The 15,271-nt window shown below is 68.1% G+C and carries 17 protein-coding genes and 1 tRNA gene; 16 read left to right on the forward strand and 2 right to left on the reverse strand.

The features are described 5' to 3' along the window. Nucleotides 1–43 precede the first annotated feature (43 nt). The 8 genes from ABTX24_RS16520 (at nt 44) to ABTX24_RS16555 (ending at nt 6,185) form a co-directional block, all read left to right on the forward strand. On the forward strand, nt 44–775 hold the full coding sequence (locus ABTX24_RS16520) for a GntR family transcriptional regulator (RefSeq protein ID WP_350841003.1): 732 nt from the start codon (nt 44–46) through the stop codon (nt 773–775). A gap of 121 nt (nt 776–896) precedes the next feature. Continuing rightward, the gene (locus ABTX24_RS16525) at nt 897–1,331 is read left to right on the forward strand and encodes a plasmid replication, integration and excision activator (protein WP_350841005.1); all 435 of its coding nucleotides are present in this window, start codon (nt 897–899) and stop codon (nt 1,329–1,331) included. A gap of 86 nt (nt 1,332–1,417) precedes the next feature. Then, on the forward strand, nt 1,418–2,743 hold the full coding sequence (locus ABTX24_RS16530; RefSeq protein ID WP_350841007.1) for an FtsK/SpoIIIE domain-containing protein: 1,326 nt from the start codon (nt 1,418–1,420) through the stop codon (nt 2,741–2,743). Then, entirely contained in the window at nt 2,740–3,021 is a 282-nt protein-coding gene (locus tag ABTX24_RS16535) for a WhiB family transcriptional regulator (protein WP_350841009.1), read from the forward strand. Before ABTX24_RS16530 ends, ABTX24_RS16535 begins: the two co-directional genes overlap by 4 nt. Next, complete coding sequence (locus ABTX24_RS16540) at nt 3,018–3,200, forward strand: hypothetical protein (protein ID WP_350841011.1); 183 nt, start codon at nt 3,018–3,020, stop codon at nt 3,198–3,200. The genes ABTX24_RS16535 and ABTX24_RS16540 overlap by 4 nt, the downstream gene beginning before the upstream one ends. Next, nucleotides 3,197–4,831 carry a replication initiator gene (locus ABTX24_RS16545; RefSeq protein WP_350841013.1) on the forward strand — a complete coding sequence of 545 codons (1,635 nt, stop codon included), beginning with the start codon at nt 3,197–3,199 and terminating at the stop codon, nt 4,829–4,831. Before ABTX24_RS16540 ends, ABTX24_RS16545 begins: the two co-directional genes overlap by 4 nt. Before the next feature lie 11 nt (nt 4,832–4,842). Next, nucleotides 4,843–5,046, forward strand: a complete 204-nt coding sequence (locus ABTX24_RS16550) for a helix-turn-helix transcriptional regulator (RefSeq protein ID WP_350841014.1) — start codon at nt 4,843–4,845, stop codon at nt 5,044–5,046. Beyond that, entirely contained in the window at nt 5,043–6,185 is a 1,143-nt protein-coding gene (locus ABTX24_RS16555) for a tyrosine-type recombinase/integrase (protein ID WP_350841016.1), read from the forward strand. The genes ABTX24_RS16550 and ABTX24_RS16555 overlap by 4 nt, the downstream gene beginning before the upstream one ends. Before the next feature lie 14 nt (nt 6,186–6,199). Here ABTX24_RS16555 and ABTX24_RS16560 read toward each other — a convergent pair. Then, nucleotides 6,200–6,275: transfer RNA gene (locus ABTX24_RS16560), tRNA-Gly, on the reverse strand. Between the two features lie 50 nt (nt 6,276–6,325). Next, complete coding sequence (locus ABTX24_RS16565) at nt 6,326–7,108, reverse strand: SGNH/GDSL hydrolase family protein (RefSeq protein WP_350841018.1); 783 nt, start codon at nt 7,106–7,108, stop codon at nt 6,326–6,328. Nucleotides 7,109–7,238: 130 nt separating this feature from the next. Here ABTX24_RS16565 and dcd point away from each other — a divergent pair, with 130 nt between their 5' ends. From dcd to ABTX24_RS16605, 8 genes are all read left to right on the forward strand, one after another. Continuing rightward, a complete protein-coding gene (gene dcd / locus ABTX24_RS16570; RefSeq protein WP_141794788.1) occupies nt 7,239–7,814 on the forward strand; it encodes a dCTP deaminase in 576 nt (191 codons plus the stop codon). Nucleotides 7,815–7,850: 36 nt separating this feature from the next. After that, entirely contained in the window at nt 7,851–8,453 is a 603-nt protein-coding gene (locus ABTX24_RS16575; RefSeq protein ID WP_160026582.1) for a DNA-3-methyladenine glycosylase I, read from the forward strand. A 108-nt stretch (nt 8,454–8,561) separates the two neighbouring features. After that, complete coding sequence (locus tag ABTX24_RS16580) at nt 8,562–9,620, forward strand: iron-siderophore ABC transporter substrate-binding protein (RefSeq protein ID WP_350841020.1); 1,059 nt, start codon at nt 8,562–8,564, stop codon at nt 9,618–9,620. A gap of 8 nt (nt 9,621–9,628) precedes the next feature. After that, a complete protein-coding gene (locus ABTX24_RS16585; RefSeq protein WP_350841022.1) occupies nt 9,629–10,660 on the forward strand; it encodes a FecCD family ABC transporter permease in 1,032 nt (343 codons plus the stop codon). Further along, complete coding sequence (locus tag ABTX24_RS16590; protein WP_350841024.1) at nt 10,657–11,709, forward strand: FecCD family ABC transporter permease; 1,053 nt, start codon at nt 10,657–10,659, stop codon at nt 11,707–11,709. Before ABTX24_RS16585 ends, ABTX24_RS16590 begins: the two co-directional genes overlap by 4 nt. Further along, nucleotides 11,709–12,524 (forward strand): ABC transporter ATP-binding protein, encoded by an 816-nt coding sequence (locus ABTX24_RS16595; protein WP_350841026.1) that lies wholly within the window; start codon nt 11,709–11,711, stop codon nt 12,522–12,524. The genes ABTX24_RS16590 and ABTX24_RS16595 overlap by 1 nt, the downstream gene beginning before the upstream one ends. Before the next feature lies 1 nt (nt 12,525). Continuing rightward, the gene (locus ABTX24_RS16600) at nt 12,526–13,452 is read left to right on the forward strand and encodes a siderophore-interacting protein (protein WP_350841028.1); all 927 of its coding nucleotides are present in this window, start codon (nt 12,526–12,528) and stop codon (nt 13,450–13,452) included. A gap of 83 nt (nt 13,453–13,535) precedes the next feature. Then, nucleotides 13,536–15,266: a sodium:solute symporter family protein gene (locus ABTX24_RS16605; RefSeq protein WP_350841072.1), complete on the forward strand. Its 1,731-nt coding sequence runs from the start codon at nt 13,536–13,538 to the stop codon at nt 15,264–15,266. Nucleotides 15,267–15,271 lie beyond the last annotated feature (5 nt).

Genomic DNA, 15,271 nt, shown 5'->3' on the forward strand with positions numbered 1-15,271 from the left:
AGTAAGGTGAACTAGTACACCTTGCGAGATTGAGAGACCCGCCGTGACCGTTGAGCGTTCCGAGCCGCCGTACCTGCAGATTGCCCGACAGATCCGTGACCAGATCGAGTCCGGGCAACTCGCGGTTGGCGAGCCGATCCCATCCGCCCGTCAGATTGCGGTGAGTTGGGGTGTAGCGCTGGCGACAGCGACCAAGGTGCAGGCGCACCTTCGCAGTGAGGGGCTGATTGAGTCGGTTCCTGGCGTGGGGTCGATCGTGACTGCAAAGAAGGAAGCCGGTGGCGGACGCTCTTACTTGAAGGCGACGAGCGCTACGGGGCTCATTTACGCAGGCACGAAGGAGGCTCGCATCCTTTCGGCCGACCTGGTCGAGGCGTCGCCTGAGATCGCCGCAGCGCTCGGACTCGATCCGGGTGCGCCGGTCATCCGGCGAGAGCGAGTGACGCTCGCTGATGGTGAGCCGCGAGCGATGTCGGTGAGTTGGTTGTCCGGAGACGCCGCGGAACGAGCTCCGAAACTCTTGGAGACCGAGCGAATCCCTCGGGGAACGTTCGCATACCTCGCAGACACGCTCGGCGTCTCGGTCACGGCTGGGCGGGAGCAGATCAGCGCAACGGCGGCTGACGAGGTGCAGGCGGCTGGCCTGAACGTCGCCCTTGGCGCGCCGGTTCTCCTTACGCGTACCTGGTACATCACAGATGCCGGCACGGTCATCGAGTACGAGGAGGGCGTCAGCCCCGAAGGGCAGTGGGTCGCCAGCGAGTTCACGCTCTGACCTGCTGATTCGTCGTCCTCCGCGAGAAAGTTGCCCGTCTTGCTTGCGTAGGTGTCCTAGTACACGTACAGTCGTGTCCTAGTACACCGAACGGCGGTGTTCTTACCGAAGGACTAGAGCAATGGCGATTCAGCGGAGGATGAACCTCACCATCGAGCAGGTCTTCCCGGCAGGCGCGTTCATCGTGGGTGCGGTCGAGCCGGTCCAGGACTGGGACCAGGCGGCACTCCCGGACGGAACCCGGCCGCAGAAGATCGACAAGGAGACCGGCCTCCCGACCTGGACTGTGCCGGTCCTCGACGCCGACCCTGAGGCGGGCAAGAACGAGAAGACGGTCAACGTCAAGATCCTGGCTAAGCACCAGCCGGTGCCCCCGGCGAACGACACTGGCCTGCCGTTCGTGCCGGTCGAGTTCACCAACCTGATCGGTGTCCCGTGGATCGACGACTCCGGCAACCGCCCCAAGTTGATGTGGTCGCTCACGGCCATGGGGATGGACGCTCCCGGCGCTGCGCGCAAGCCCGCCAGCGGAGCCGCTGCCACCAAGGCCGCCTGAGCCCGGCCCCACATTCGCCCGCCAGCCGTCGCGGAAGGGAAGCCGTGGCGGCTGGCGGGTCTCCAACTCCCAGAACGGAGCACGTCATGAACGAAACGATCTACATGAGCATCGGCGGCCTGCTCGCCCTGGCCGTGGCGGTCCTGGTCGTCATCAAGCCGACCCGACCCGCCACCCTGGCCGCCCTGGGCTGGCTGGCCTCTACGGTCCGCCGCGCCTGGTGGTGGCTGGTCTTCCGGATCACCTGGAAGGGACTCGCCCGTGAGGCCGGTCTCTCCAAGCGCCGCACCAAGCGCGTGAAGAAGATGGGCGTGGGGGAGGAGTCCATCGAGAAATGGCGCGACCCTCGCCTCAAGAGGGTGACGACCTCGACCCACTCGGTGACCCTCAAGGTCCGCACCCGACGCGGTCAGGCCCTGGCCGACCTGGAGGCCTTCGCCCCGAAACTGGCGGCCACCTATCAGGCCGACTCCTACCGGGTTTACCCCGCCAAGCGTCGCCCGGGATCGACGGTGATGTTCGAGCTGGTGATGCGGGACCTGATCACCAAGCCCACCACGGCCGCGATGCCGGAGCCCCGGATGCAGACCGAAACGGTCCGGCTGGGTCGCCGTCAGAACGGCAAGCCGTTCCACCTCCAGATCGAACAGCGCCACACCCTGGTCGTGGGTGCGTCCGGTGCGGGTAAGGGCTCGTTCCTGTGGGGCATCGTCGGCTCGCTGTCCCCGGCTATCGCGGTCGACGCCGTACGGGCCTATGGGATCGACCTCAAGGGCGGCATGGAGTTGATGATGGGCGCTCCGCTGTTCACCAAGATTGCGGTCAAGGGTGAGCAGGCCGTGGAGATGCTGGAGGAGTTCGTCTCCATCGCGGATGCCCGTACCGAGGCCCTGCAGGGCATCTCTCGCAACCACAAGCCCGGTCCTGGTGACCCGCTCTACCTGCTCCTCATCGACGAGTTGGCCTCGCTGACCGCGTACGCCGACCCGAACATCAAGAAGGAGGCAGAACGGCTCCTCAAGCGGCTGCTCTCGATCGGTCGCGCTGTCGGTGTCGTCGTGGTCGCGTTCGTCCAGGACCCCCGCAAGGAGGTCATCGACATGCGCGGCCTGTTCACCCAGACCATCGCGCTCCGGGTCCGCTCCGCGATGGAAACGAACATGGTCCTCGGGGACGGCATGGCCACTCAGGCAGCCGCACACCGCATCCTGAAGGCCGCCCAGGGCACCGCCTGGATCATCGACGAGGACGGCTCCACCGACCGCATCCGCGCTGACTACTGGCCCGACGAACTCATCCGCCGCCTGGCCTCGCTCTACCCGGCGACCCCGGACCTGATGACGATCTCGGATGCCGCTCCTGGCGACCTGCCCGGGATGCAGCTCTCCCTGACCGATGGGGGTCCGCGATGAGTACCCCGGCCTGGATGGAGCACGCTGCCTGCACGACTCGGGAGAAGCGCGGCCTGCCTTGGACGACCGACGCCAGCGCGGCCCCCTCGGTCCTGGTTGACCTGATGCGGGAGACCTGCGAGGCCTGCCCGGTCCGGCTCGCCTGCCAGGCCTACGCCAGCCGCAACCGCGTCACCGGTGGCTGGTGGTGCGGCGTCGACCAGGCCCCCGCGCCTGAGGACCTGCTCGACCTGCTGGACGCTCTCCCCGCGGCTTCTCGCCTGGACGGTGCGGCATGAGCGCCACGACCTGCACCGCCACCAAGGACACCAACGTCCACAACCACACCTGCGACCAGGACCCGCTCCACGAGGTCCGCCACGGGCACCACTGCCCCGGCTGTGACGTGTGGTGGCTCCAGACCGCCAACCCCACGCGCGCCACCGTCACCGCTGAGGGTCAGGGGCTGTTGTGGTGACTGCTTCGACCCTGGATGCACCGGGCATCCACAGTGACGCATCGCCCTCGACGGGTGGGACTGTCTCCTACCCGTACGGGGAGGGTGCGCCGCTGGATCTGTCCGGACTCTCCGATGCCGAGTTCGCCTCGACCGCCGCACGGCTCCTGGACGGCACCTTCGATGCCTGGTCCGAGACCGCCGCGAACGTCGGCTACTGCGCCCACCCCATCCGGCTCACCGGAGCCTCGGAGACCTTCGACGCCCGAACCGGGGATCTCGTCGGCACCTTTGCGTCCGCGAATGCCCCGCTCGGGGTGCTCTACCGTCCCTGCGGCAACCGCCGCGCCGATGTGTGCCCGTCCTGTTCCCGGACCTACGCCCGCGACACCTTCGCCATGATCAACGCTGGGCTTGTCGGCGGGAAGACGATCCCTGACACGGTGGCAGACAACCCGCTGCTCTTCGTCACCTTCACCGCCCCCTCCTTCGGACACGTCCACGGCCCCCGGCCGAAGAACGGCCAGCGTGTTGGCGGAAGGTGTCGGCCACGCTCCGCCAGGCCCGGACAACCGATGACCTGCGAGCACGGCCGCCCGCTGTCCTGCATGACTGTCCACGGCGAGGACGACTCGGCCAATGGCGCGCCACTGTGTCACGAGTGTCACGACCTCGACAGCGCGATCGTGTGGCAGTGGCACGCTCCCGAGTTGTGGCGCCGCACCACCATCGCCCTACGTCGTGTCCTGGCCGATCACCTCGGCGTCACCGAGACCCGACGCAAGCCCACCAAGAAGAACCCGACCCCGCTGCCGTGCCTGGCCGACGTCGCCGCGGTGCAGTTCGCCAAGGTCGCCGAATACCAAGCCCGTGGGCTCGTCCACTTCCACGCACTCATCCGGCTCGACGGCCCAGACGGCCCCGGGTCACCTGCCCCACTCGACGGTCACGCCCTTGGACGGCTCCTGGAGGACGCGGCCGGCCGAATCGAATTCACCGCCGACCGGATCGACGCCGACGACCCCCAACGAGTCCTGCGCTGGGGCACGCAGCTAGATATCCGCGTGGTCCGCAATGGGCACCGCACCGACGACCCCAACGGTCCTCTGACCCCCGGCCAGGTCGCTGGCTACCTCGCCAAGTACGCCACCAAAGACGCCAACTCCATCAGCACCACCAGCGCCGACGAGCCCCGCGAGCACATCGCCGCGTTCTCCTCGAGGTGCCGCGAACTCGCCGCCAGGTCCCGCCGTCACTACGGCCTGCACACCGACCGTGACGGTAAGGAGAACAACCCCTACTTCTACCTGGGCAAGTGGGTTCACATGCTCGGCTTCCGGGGCCACTTCTCCACCAAGTCCCGGCGCTACTCGATCAGCCTGGGTCGCCTGCGTCGTGCCCGGGCCAAGTACCGCCAATTCATCGAGGCCTCCAAGAGCGACCAGGACGCCCGCGCCGCGCTGCTCGACCTCGGCGAACTCGAAGCCAGGCTCCTGGCCGACGACGAAGACACAACGCTCGTCATCTCTCGATGGGCCTTCGAAGGCGTCGGCTGGACCCACCCCGGCGACGAAGCCCTTGCCCTGGCCGCTGCTGCCCGTGCCCGTGAGTACGACCAGTGGAAGGCCCAGACGAAGAACACCAACCGATGAAGGGGAAAGTGATGAGTAGCAACAACAGCGTTGAGATGGAACCGCTCATGACGCTCGACGAGGTCGCGGAGTACCTCCGAGTCTCTGTGCTGACCGTTCGTTGGCTGCGCCAGGAGGGCAAGTTCGCTCCTGCGGTCAAGGTCGGTCGTCGCCTGGCTTGGAAGCGCTCGGCCGTTGCCGCCTGGGTGACGGAGCAGACGGAGGCGGCAGCATGAGCGTCCAGCGCTACACCACCGCAGAGGGAAAGGTCCGCTACCGGGCTCGGGTGAAGCATCACGGCCGTGAGGTCGCTACCCGCGTCTTCGACCGCAAGCGCGACGCTGAGACCTGGGAGGAAGACCAGAAACGACGCCTCCGGATGGGGGAGTGGTTCGACCCTCGCCGGGGCCGGGTCGCTCTCTCCGTGGTCGCTGTCGACTGGCTGGAGTCGCGCCAGACGATCAAGAAGAACTCCCTTGCCCTCGAAACCGGGATCTGGCGTCGACACATCGAACCGCGGTTCGGCAAGGCACCGGTCGCCTCGATCACCTCGGCCGAGATCTCCTCGTGGGTCGGTCGGATGGTCGCTGACGGCCTCTCGCCCTCGACGGCTGCGCGCTCCCTCGGCGTCTTTCGTCGGCTCCTGGCGTACGCGGTCCTGGATGGTCGAGTGACTGCCAATGCTGCGGCCGGGGTGAAGCCTCCTACCGCTGGGCACATCAAGCGAGAAGGTCAGTTCCTTTCCCGCGATGAGATCGCAGCTCTTTCGGCTGCCTGCTCCAGTGAGTACCGAGATGTCGTCTGGGTGCTGGCGCTCGCTGGTCTGCGGTGGGCCGAACTGGCTGGGCTCAAGGTGGGTGACCGGGTGAAGGTCCCTGGGGAGGGCCTGCGACTTCAGCGCACGGTGATGTCCAACGTGGCCACCGGCTCACTGTTCGAGGACAGCCTCAAGAACAAGCGCTCTCGGACGGTGCCGCTGGTTGCCGAGTTGGTGCCGATCATCGACAAGTGGTGTGAGGGCAAAAAGTCCGATGACTGGATCTTCCACGCCCCGAAGGGTGGGCCGCTGAGTGAGCCGAACTGGAAGCGCTCGGTCGGCTGGTCGGCGGCTATCAAGAAGATCGACCGATCCACGCTCCGCGTCCACGACCTCCGCCACACCTGCGCCTCCCTCTGGCTCGGTGCTGGCGCTGACCCGAAGGTCGTTCAGCGCATCCTCGGACATGCCTCCGCCGCGATGACGATGGACCTCTACGGCCACCTCATCGACAACAACCTCTGGGACTCAGCCAAGAGGGTCGGGGGCATCCTGGGGGCATCTGAGGCCCAAACAGAAACCCGCACTGACGACGATGACGACGAAAGTGCGGGCTGACCTGCTGTGGAACGTGGAGCGGACGACGAGATTCGAACTCGCGACATCAACCTTGGGAAGGTTGCGCTCTACCAACTGAGCTACGTCCGCAGGTGCGACCAGGATGTTACCCCACACACCCAGCCAGGTGTGAAACCGGTTCAGGAAAGTCGCGTCATCTGGGGATAGCGGGCCGACAGCCCGTCGCCCGCCGGGCCGCGCAGCATGCGGCGTACGGCCCAGGGGAGCGCGCGAGCGGCCAGCCGCCGGACCTCGCGTATGGGTCCGCCGATGCTCGGCTCCTCGATGACGACCAGCGGTTTCGGGGTGGGCAGGTGGTGGCGTACGCCGAGGGTGTCGAGGACCTTGATCGCCATCAGCTGGTGGCCGGGGGCGCCCAGGAAGCCGTGGCCGTCCCAGTAGCCGGCGTCGTCGTACTCGGTCATCCGCCAGAAGTCGACCAGCGTCGCCCCGCGCCGCTGTGCGATCTCGCGGACGGCCTCGTTGTAGACCGCGAAGCGCCCGCGGAGCAGCCGCCCGACGGTGGTCGCCCGCGCGCCGTACGCAGTGAAGACCAGCACCTTCGCGCCGCTGTCGACGAGTTCCCCGATCGCCGACTCGTAGGTCGCGAGCAGGGCGTCGACGTCGACGTGCGGCCACATCAGGTCGACCGATCCGCCGTAGATCGTCACCACGTCCGGCTCGAGGGCGATCGCCGGCTCGACCTGCTCCTTGACGATCCGGTCGATCCCGCGGCCGCGGACGGCGAGGTTGGCGTAGGTGAACTCAGGAGTCCGCTCGGCCATCACCTCGGCGACCCGATCGGCCCAGCCGCGTACGCCGTTCGGACGACGTGCGTCGGTGTCACCGACGCCCTCGGTGAAGGAGTCGCCCAGCGCGACGTACCGGCGATATCCGCCGGGGATCAGCGCATCCAGTGCCATGGCCCCGATTCAACCGGGTTTGCGCCACGACGTACGACTCTGCCGGGGAATCTGTGACAGATGAGGTAGGGGAGATTCCAGGGAAGCCGCAGGGGCCGTGCAGAACGCCCGGCTGCGTTAGGTTTGGCTCGTGCTGCTCAGCGACAAGGACATCCTGACCGAGATCCACGACGGAAGGATCGTCATCGACCCCTGGGACGAGTCGATGCTGCAGCCGTCGTCCGTCGACGTGCGTCTGGACCGGTTCTTCCGGGTCTTCGACAACCACAAGTACGCCACGATCGACCCGGCCGTGGACCAGTCCGAGCTCACCCGGCAGATCGAGACCGAGGGTGACGAGCCGTTCATCCTGCACCCGGGCGAGTTCGTGCTGGGGTCGACGTACGAGACGGTCAGCCTGCCCGACGACATCGCCGCGCGCGTGGAGGGCAAGAGCTCGCTGGGGCGTCTCGGGCTGCTCACCCACGCCACCGCCGGCTTCGTCGACCCGGGTTTCTCCGGCCATGTGACGCTCGAGCTGGCCAACGTCGCGACCCTGCCGATCAAGCTCTACCCGGGCATGAAGATCGGGCAGTACTGCTTCTTCAGGCTCACCTCGCCCGCCCAGAACCCCTACGGCAGCGAGAAGTACGGCAGCCGCTACCAGGGCCAGCGCGGCCCGACCGCCTCGCGCAGCTTCCAGAGCTTCCACCGCACCAAGATCTGAGCGTGGGTGTCGGTGGTCGCCGCTAGGGTCGGGTGGATGAGCGAAGCACCATTCCTGGCCCCCGACGGCCAGACGCGATGCGCGTGGGCCGGCGGGGCGCCGGAGTTCCTCGACTATCACGACACCGAGTGGGGATTCCCGGCCGGCGGTGACGTACGGCTCTTCGAGAAGATCTGCCTGGAGGGGTTCCAGAGCGGGCTGTCGTGGCGCACGATCCTCAACAAGCGGCCCGCCTTCCGCGAGGTCTTCGCCGGCTTCGACTTCCACCAGGTGGCCGAGTTCGACGAGGGCGACGTCGAGCGACTCCTGCAGGACGCGAGGATCATCCGCCATCGCGGCAAGATCGAGGCGGCGATCAACAACGCCCGCCGCGCGGTCGAGCTCGTCGAGGAGCGTGGGTCGCTGGCTGCGTACGTCTGGGGGTTCGAGCCCGAGCCGCTCAAGGTCCCGGAGGTGGTGGCCACCTCTGCCGCCTCGATCAGCCTCTCCAAGGACCTCAAGAAGCGCGGCTGGAAGTTCGTCGGGCCGACGACGATGTACGCGTTCATGCAGTCGATGGGGATCATCAACGACCACTCGCTCGACTGCGTGATCCGGGATCGGGTCGAGGCCGAACGGGCGGCGTTCGTCAGGCCCTGACCTGTGCGCTGAGCCTGTCCAAAAGGCGGGGGCCGATCCTTCGTCGGAACCGAGATGTGTTTAGGCTGTCCTAACTAAGCATTGCCTAACCCCATGAGGTGTTCCCCCGTGATCCGTCGATCCGTACTCATCGCAGCGAGCCTCGTGCTCGCTGCCACCGGCCTGGCTGCGTGCAGCACGGGCGCGACCGACTCCGCGGACGGCTCCGCGGAATCTGCCTCGAAGGCAGACAAGGGCGCGTTCCCCGTGACCGTCGAGCACGCCTACGGCAGCACCGAGATCACCGAGGAGCCGACCAACGTCGCCACCATCGGCTGGTCGGACCACGACGTGGCGCTGTCGCTGGGTGTCGTCCCGGTCGCTGCCCAGGCGATCACCTGGGGCGGCAACGAGCAGCAGTCGACCGACTGGTTCGACGCCGAGCTGAAGAAGGTCGGCGGCAAGCAGCCGGTCCGCTACAACGCCGACACCAGCATCCCCTTCACCGAGATCAGCAAGGCGGCCCCGGACCTGATCCTGGCCACCAACTCGGGCATCACCGAGGCCGACTACAAGAAGCTCAGCAAGATCGCCCCTACCGTCGCCTTCCCCGGTGCCCCGTGGCTGACCTCGTGGCAGGACTCGCTCGAGATGATCGGCAAGGCCACCGGCCGCGTCACCCTGTCCGAGGAGGTCAAGAAGGAGACCGAGGACGCGATCGCGCAGGCCCAGAAGGACCACCCGCAGATCGTCGGCGCCAGCTACCTGGTCACCGGTGTCCAGGACAACTCCAAGCTCGGCACCATCGGTCTGTACGGCGCCGGCGACGCGCGTCCGCAGATGCTGACCCAGCTCGGCATGGAGCTCGCGCCGGTCGCCGACAAGCTCGTCCCCGCGGGCCAGTTCTACACCGACGTCTCCGCGGAGAAGGCTCCCGAGCTGGAGTCGGAGGTGCTGATCAACCTCGGCTACACCGAGGGCAGCTTCGAGGCCCTGCAGAAGGACAAGCTGCTCAGCCAGATCCCCGCGATCAAGAACGGCCACTACCTCGACGTGACCGACCAGCCGCTGTCCCTGACCTTCTCCGCCGCGAGCACGCTGTCGATCCCGTACTTCATCGACGAGCTCGTTCCCTCGATCGCCGAGGCGGTCGACGGCGGGAAGGTCAACGTCACCGCGGCTGAGTGAAGCCCGCGTTGACCACACGTACGCCTCTCGCCCCGGCCGACCCGGCAGCATCAGCCGCCGCGGTCGTCCGGGGCAGGCGGCTGCCCGGGATCGGGCTGATCCTGGCGGCGCTGCTCCTCGCGGCCGTCGCCTCGCTCCTGCTCGGTGCCGAGTGGGTTCCGCCCACTGCACTCTTCGACGACGGCAGCTTCGGGCACGCGATCCTGGAGAACCGGATCGCCCGCACCGCGATCGCCTTCGCCGTCGGCGGCGCGCTCGCGCTCGGCGGCGCCTGCCTGCAGGGACTCACCCGCAACCCGCTGGCGGACCCAGGGCTGCTCGGCCTCAACGCCGGTGCGGCCTTCGCCGTCGTCGTGGCCCTCGTGTACGTCGGTGCCACCGGCCTCGACTCGCTGCTGTGGGCCGCCTTCATCGGCGCGGCGCTGGCTGCGATCGCCGTGCACGGCGTCGCCGCCATCGGCCGTGACGGCGCCACTCCCGCCAAGCTGGTGCTCGCTGGCGCGGCACTGACCGCAGCGCTGACCAGCTGGACCAGCGGCATCCTGCTGATGGACCACAAGGGCCTGGAGGTCTTCCGGCAGTGGCAGGTCGGCACCATCGGCAGCGACTGGGGAGACCTCGCGATCTGCGCTCCGTTCCTCGTCATCGGCGCCGTGATGGCGCTGCTGGGCGCCCGCGTCCTGGACGCGCTCGCGCTCGGCGACGACCTGGCCAAGGGGCTCGGTCGTCGTACCGGTCTGGACCGGGTGTTCGTCGGCATCGCGGTGGTGCTGCTGAGCGGCACCGCCACCGCCCTGGTCGGTCCGGTCGCGTTCGTCGGTCTGGTCGTCCCGCACGCCGTACGCGCCCTGGTCGGTCCCAGCTACACGCTGGTCCTGCCGCTCTCCATCGTCGCCGGCGCCGCGCTCACGGCCTTCGCTGACGCGCTGGGCCGGGTCGTGCTGCCGCCCACCGAGGTGCAGGTCGGCATCATGACGGCCGTGGTCGGCGTACCTGCCTTCATCTGGTTCCTTCGGCGTGGACGGATGGCGGGCCTGTGAGCGCGACGACGACTGCCGAACCGACCAGCCCCGTCGACATCGTACGCAAGGCCCGGCGGGCCCCGCGACGGCACCATGCCTTCGTGGTCGCTGCCCTGGCGGTGATCCTCTTCGGGGCCTTCGTCGCCCGGGTGCTGCTCGGCAACTTCATCATCACCGTGCCCGACTTCTTCACGATCCTCGGCGGCGGCGAGATCCCCGGCGCCCGCGAGGCCAGCTTCCTGCTGATGTCGGAGAAACTCCCGCGGGCGATCCTCGGGGTGCTGGTAGGGGTCGCGTTCGGCAGCGCCGGCGCCGTCTTCCAGAGCACCCTGCGCAACCCGTTGGCCAGCCCCGACATCGTCGGCGTCTCGCTCGGCGCGAGCGCCTCGGCGGTCTTCGCGATCGTGGTGCTCGACCTGCAGGGGCTGGCCCTGAGCATCGCCGCGATCGTTGGCGCGATCGCGATCGCGGTGGCGGTCCGGCTCGTCGCCGGCTCCGACGGCAGCTACCGCCTCGTCCTCGTCGGAGTCACCGCGGCGGCCGCGATGACCGCGGTCGTCCACTACCTCTTCACCCGTGCCAACGAGTTCGACGCCCTGCTCGTGCTGCGCTGGCTGACCGGCGCACTCAACGGCGTCACCTGGTCCACCATCTGGATCCTGCTCGGCTTCCTCGTCGTACTCGTGCCGGCGCTGGTCTGGACCGCCCGCTCCGCCCAGATCCTCCAGCTCGGCCCGGACGTGGCCACCGGCCTGGGCGTCAGCCAGCGGCGTACGGACCTGCTGCTCCTGCTCGCCGTGCTGCTCACCGCTCTCGGCGTCGCCGCGGCCGGGCCGGTCGCCTTCGTCGCGTTCGTGGCCGGACCGATCTCGCGGGCGCTCAACGGCGGACGTACGACCTTGGTCGGTGCTGCGCTCGTCGGCGCCATCGTGATGGTGGCGGGCGACTACATCGCCGACTATGCGATACCTGGCGTCTCCTTTCCGGTAGGCGTCGTCACCGGTGCGTTCGGGGCACCGTTCCTGTTGTGGTTGCTCGCCGCTGGCAGAGCTGGAAGGAAAGCTTGATGCGACTCGCTGCGGAGAACGTGAGCCTCGGTTACGGCGCGGAGCCGGTCGTCGACGCGGTCTCGCTAGAGATCCCGGACGGCCTCACCACCGTGATCGTCGGCGCCAACGGCTGCGGGAAGTCCACCCTGCTGCGCGGGATGGCGCGGCTGTTGAAGCCGATCTCGGGACAGGTGGTCCTCGACGGCAAGGCGGTCCACAAGCAGCCCACCCGCGCGGTGGCCAAGACCCTCGGCCTGATGCCGCAGTCGCCGGTCGCTCCCGAGGGCATCACCGTCGTCGACCTGGTCGGCCGCGGACGCCAACCCCACCGCAACGCGCTGCAGCGCTGGTCGCCCGAGGACGACGCGGCGGTCGCCGAGGCGCTCGAGCTGACGGACACGCTCGACCTCGCCGACCGCGTCGTCGACGAGCTCTCCGGTGGCCAGCGGCAGCGGGTCTGGGTGGCGATGGCGCTGGCTCAGCAGACCGACCTGCTGCTCCTCGACGAGCCGACCACGTTCCTCGACGTCGCCCATCAGGTCGACCTGCTCGACCTGCTCCACGGCCTCCGTGAGACCCGAGGCACCACCGTCGTGATGGTGCTCCACGACCTCAACCTGGCCGCCCGCTACGCCGACCACCTGATCGCGATGAGCGGCGGAAAGGTCGCCGCCACCGGCACGCCCGCCGAGGTGGTCACCGCCGACCGCGTCGAGCAGGTCTTCGGTCTGGAGTCCCAGGTCATCGTCGACCCCGTCTCGGGCACGCCGATGGTCGTCCCCATCGGACGTCACCACCGACCTACCGCTCACCCCCACGCACAAGGAGCCTGACATGCCCATCCTCGCCCGCGTCTCGGTGCGCTCCGTCGAGCGCCTCTCCCCGTCCTTCGCCCGGATCGAGCTGGCCGGCGACGACCTGGCCGACTTCGGCAACGACGGCCCGACCCTCGACCAGCGCATCAAGCTCCTCTTCCCGGCCACCCCGGGCGTGCTGCCCGAGCTCACCGCCGAGGACTGGTACGCCGAGTGGCTCGCGCTCCCCGAGGACGAGCGCCCGCGGATGCGCACCTACACGATCCGCTCGATCGAGGGGGTGGGCATCGAGAAGCGCCTGTACGTCGACTTCGTGCTGCACCCTGGCGCGCACGGTCCCGGCTCCGACTGGGCCGGCGCGGCCAAGCCGGGCGACGAGATCCTGGTCGCCGGTCCCAAGCTCGGCGAGCCCTACGGCGGGATCGAGTGGCTTCCCGGGGACGCGACCCGGCTGCTCCTGGTCGGCGACGAGACCGCCGTGCCGGCGATCGTCTCGATCCTCGAGTCGCTGCCGGCCGACGCCACCGGATCGGCCTTCCTGGAGGTGCCGGTCGCTGGTGACGTACAGGAGGTGTCTGCGCCTGAGGGGCTGCAGGTCAGCTGGCTGCCGCGCGAGGGCGCGCCAGTGGGCGGGCCGGCCCTGGCCGCCGTCGGTGGGCTGCTCGGCTTCGAGGCGACACCCGAGGACGTGACCTCGGTCGAGGTCGAGGACCCCGACCTGTGGGAGACCCCGGACTACTCGTCCTCGGGCGAGGAGGTCGCAGGCCCCGACAACGGGTCCGCGAACGGCGCTGAGAACGGCGAGGACGGGCGCTACGCCTGGATCGCCGGGGAGTCCCGGATGGTCACCGCGCTGCGCCGCCATCTGGTCAACGAGCTCGAGATGCCGCGCAAGCAGGTCGCCTTCATGGGCTACTGGCGAGAAGGCGTGTCGATGAAGGGGTGACCCAGCGCATTTTTGAGGCGTACGCGTGGTTAAGTTTGGTGCGCCCAATCAAATAGAAGGGTCTCGGAATGCAAGCAAGCATCCTGGCCGCGGACACCCTGATCCAGGCCAACGCGGTCGACTATCTCCTGATCGCGATCTACTTCGCGTTCGTTCTCGGCATCGGCTTCCTGGCCAGCCGCGGCATGTCGAGCTCGGTCGACTTCTTCCTCTCGGGCAGGTCCCTGCCCGCGTGGGTCACCGGTCTCGCCTTCATCTCAGCAAACCTCGGCGCCGTCGAGATCATGGGAATGTCGGCGACGGGAGCGCAGGTCGGGCTTCCCACCGTCCATTACTTCTGGATCGGTGCCATCCCGGCCATGCTGTTCCTGGGCGTCGTGATGATGCCCTTCTACTACGGCTCGAAGGTGCGCTCGGTCCCCGAGTTCATGAAGCGCCGTTTCGGCACCGGCGCCCACCTGGTCAACGCGCTCTCGTTCGCAGTGGCACAGCTGCTCATCGCCGGTATCAACCTCTACCTGCTCGGCTCCATCGTGCACGCGCTGCTCGGCTGGCCGTTGTGGGTGGCGCTGATCGTGGCCGCGGTGATCGTGCTGTCCTACATCACCCTCGGTGGTCTGAAGGCCGCGATCTACAACGAGGTGCTGCAGTTCTTCGTGATCGTCGCCGGGCTGCTGCCGCTGACCCTCCTGGGCCTCCACCGGGTGGGCGGCTGGGACGGCCTGACCTCGAAGATCGAGAAGGCCGCGGCCGCCAACCCCGACACCATTGCGCCCGCCGTCGACCAGCTCAACTCCTGGCCCGGCTCAGCGCTGACCGGCTTCTCCTCCGACTTCCTCTCGGTGGTCGGCATCGTCTTCGGTCTCGGCTTCGTGCTGTCCTTCGGCTACTGGACGACGAACTTCGTCGAGGTCCAGCGCGCGATGGCCGCCGACTCGATCAGCGCGGCCCGCAAGACGCCGATCATCGGTGCGTTCCCGAAGATGTTCATCCCGTTCATCACCATCTTCCCCGGCATGATCGCAGCGGTGCTGGTCACCGAGATCGCCAGTACGAAGGCGGGGGAGTCGGTTCCGGGTGGTGCCTCGGGTGAGGGCGTGACGTACAACGACTCGCTGCTCTACCTGATGGCAGAGGTGCTGCCCAACGGTCTGCTCGGCCTGGCGATCACCGGTCTGCTGGCGGCGTTCATGGCCGGTATGGCGGCCAACGTCTCCGCGTTCAACACGGTGGTGTCCTTCGACATCATCCAGGAGTACATCATCAAGGACCGCCCCGACGACTTCTACGTGAAGCTCGGCCGCTGGGCGACCGTCGCAGCGACCGCCATCGCGATCTTCACCGCCGTCCTGGCGTCCAGCTTCTCCAACATCATGGACTACCTGCAGACCCTGTTCGGGTTCTTCAACGCGCCGCTGTTCGCGACGTTCATCCTGGGTATGTTCTGGAAGCGGATGACCGCGACCGCCGGTTGGGCGGGTCTCGTCTCCGGCACGTTGGCGGCGGTGGGCGTCGGCATCCTCGCCGACGGCACGCTCGGCGGACTCTCCGTCGGCGTCCTGCCGCTGTCCGGTCAGGGTGCGTCGTTCGTGGCTGCCGGTGTGGCATTCGGTGTCGACATCATCGTCAGCGTGATCGTCTCGCTGGTCACCAAGCCGAAGCCGGAAGGCTCGCTGAAGGGTCTGGTCTACTCGGAGACACCGAGGGAGGACCTGGTGGACCCCGAGGACGCAGGTCGTCCGTGGTGGCAGCGTCCGGTGCCCCTGGCCGGTGTCGCGCTGGTCATGGTCACCATCCTGAACGCGATCTTCTGAGGAGA

The sequence above is a fragment of the Nocardioides sp. NPDC127514 genome, from assembly GCF_040302125.1.
GTDB lineage: Bacteria > Actinomycetota > Actinomycetes > Propionibacteriales > Nocardioidaceae > Nocardioides.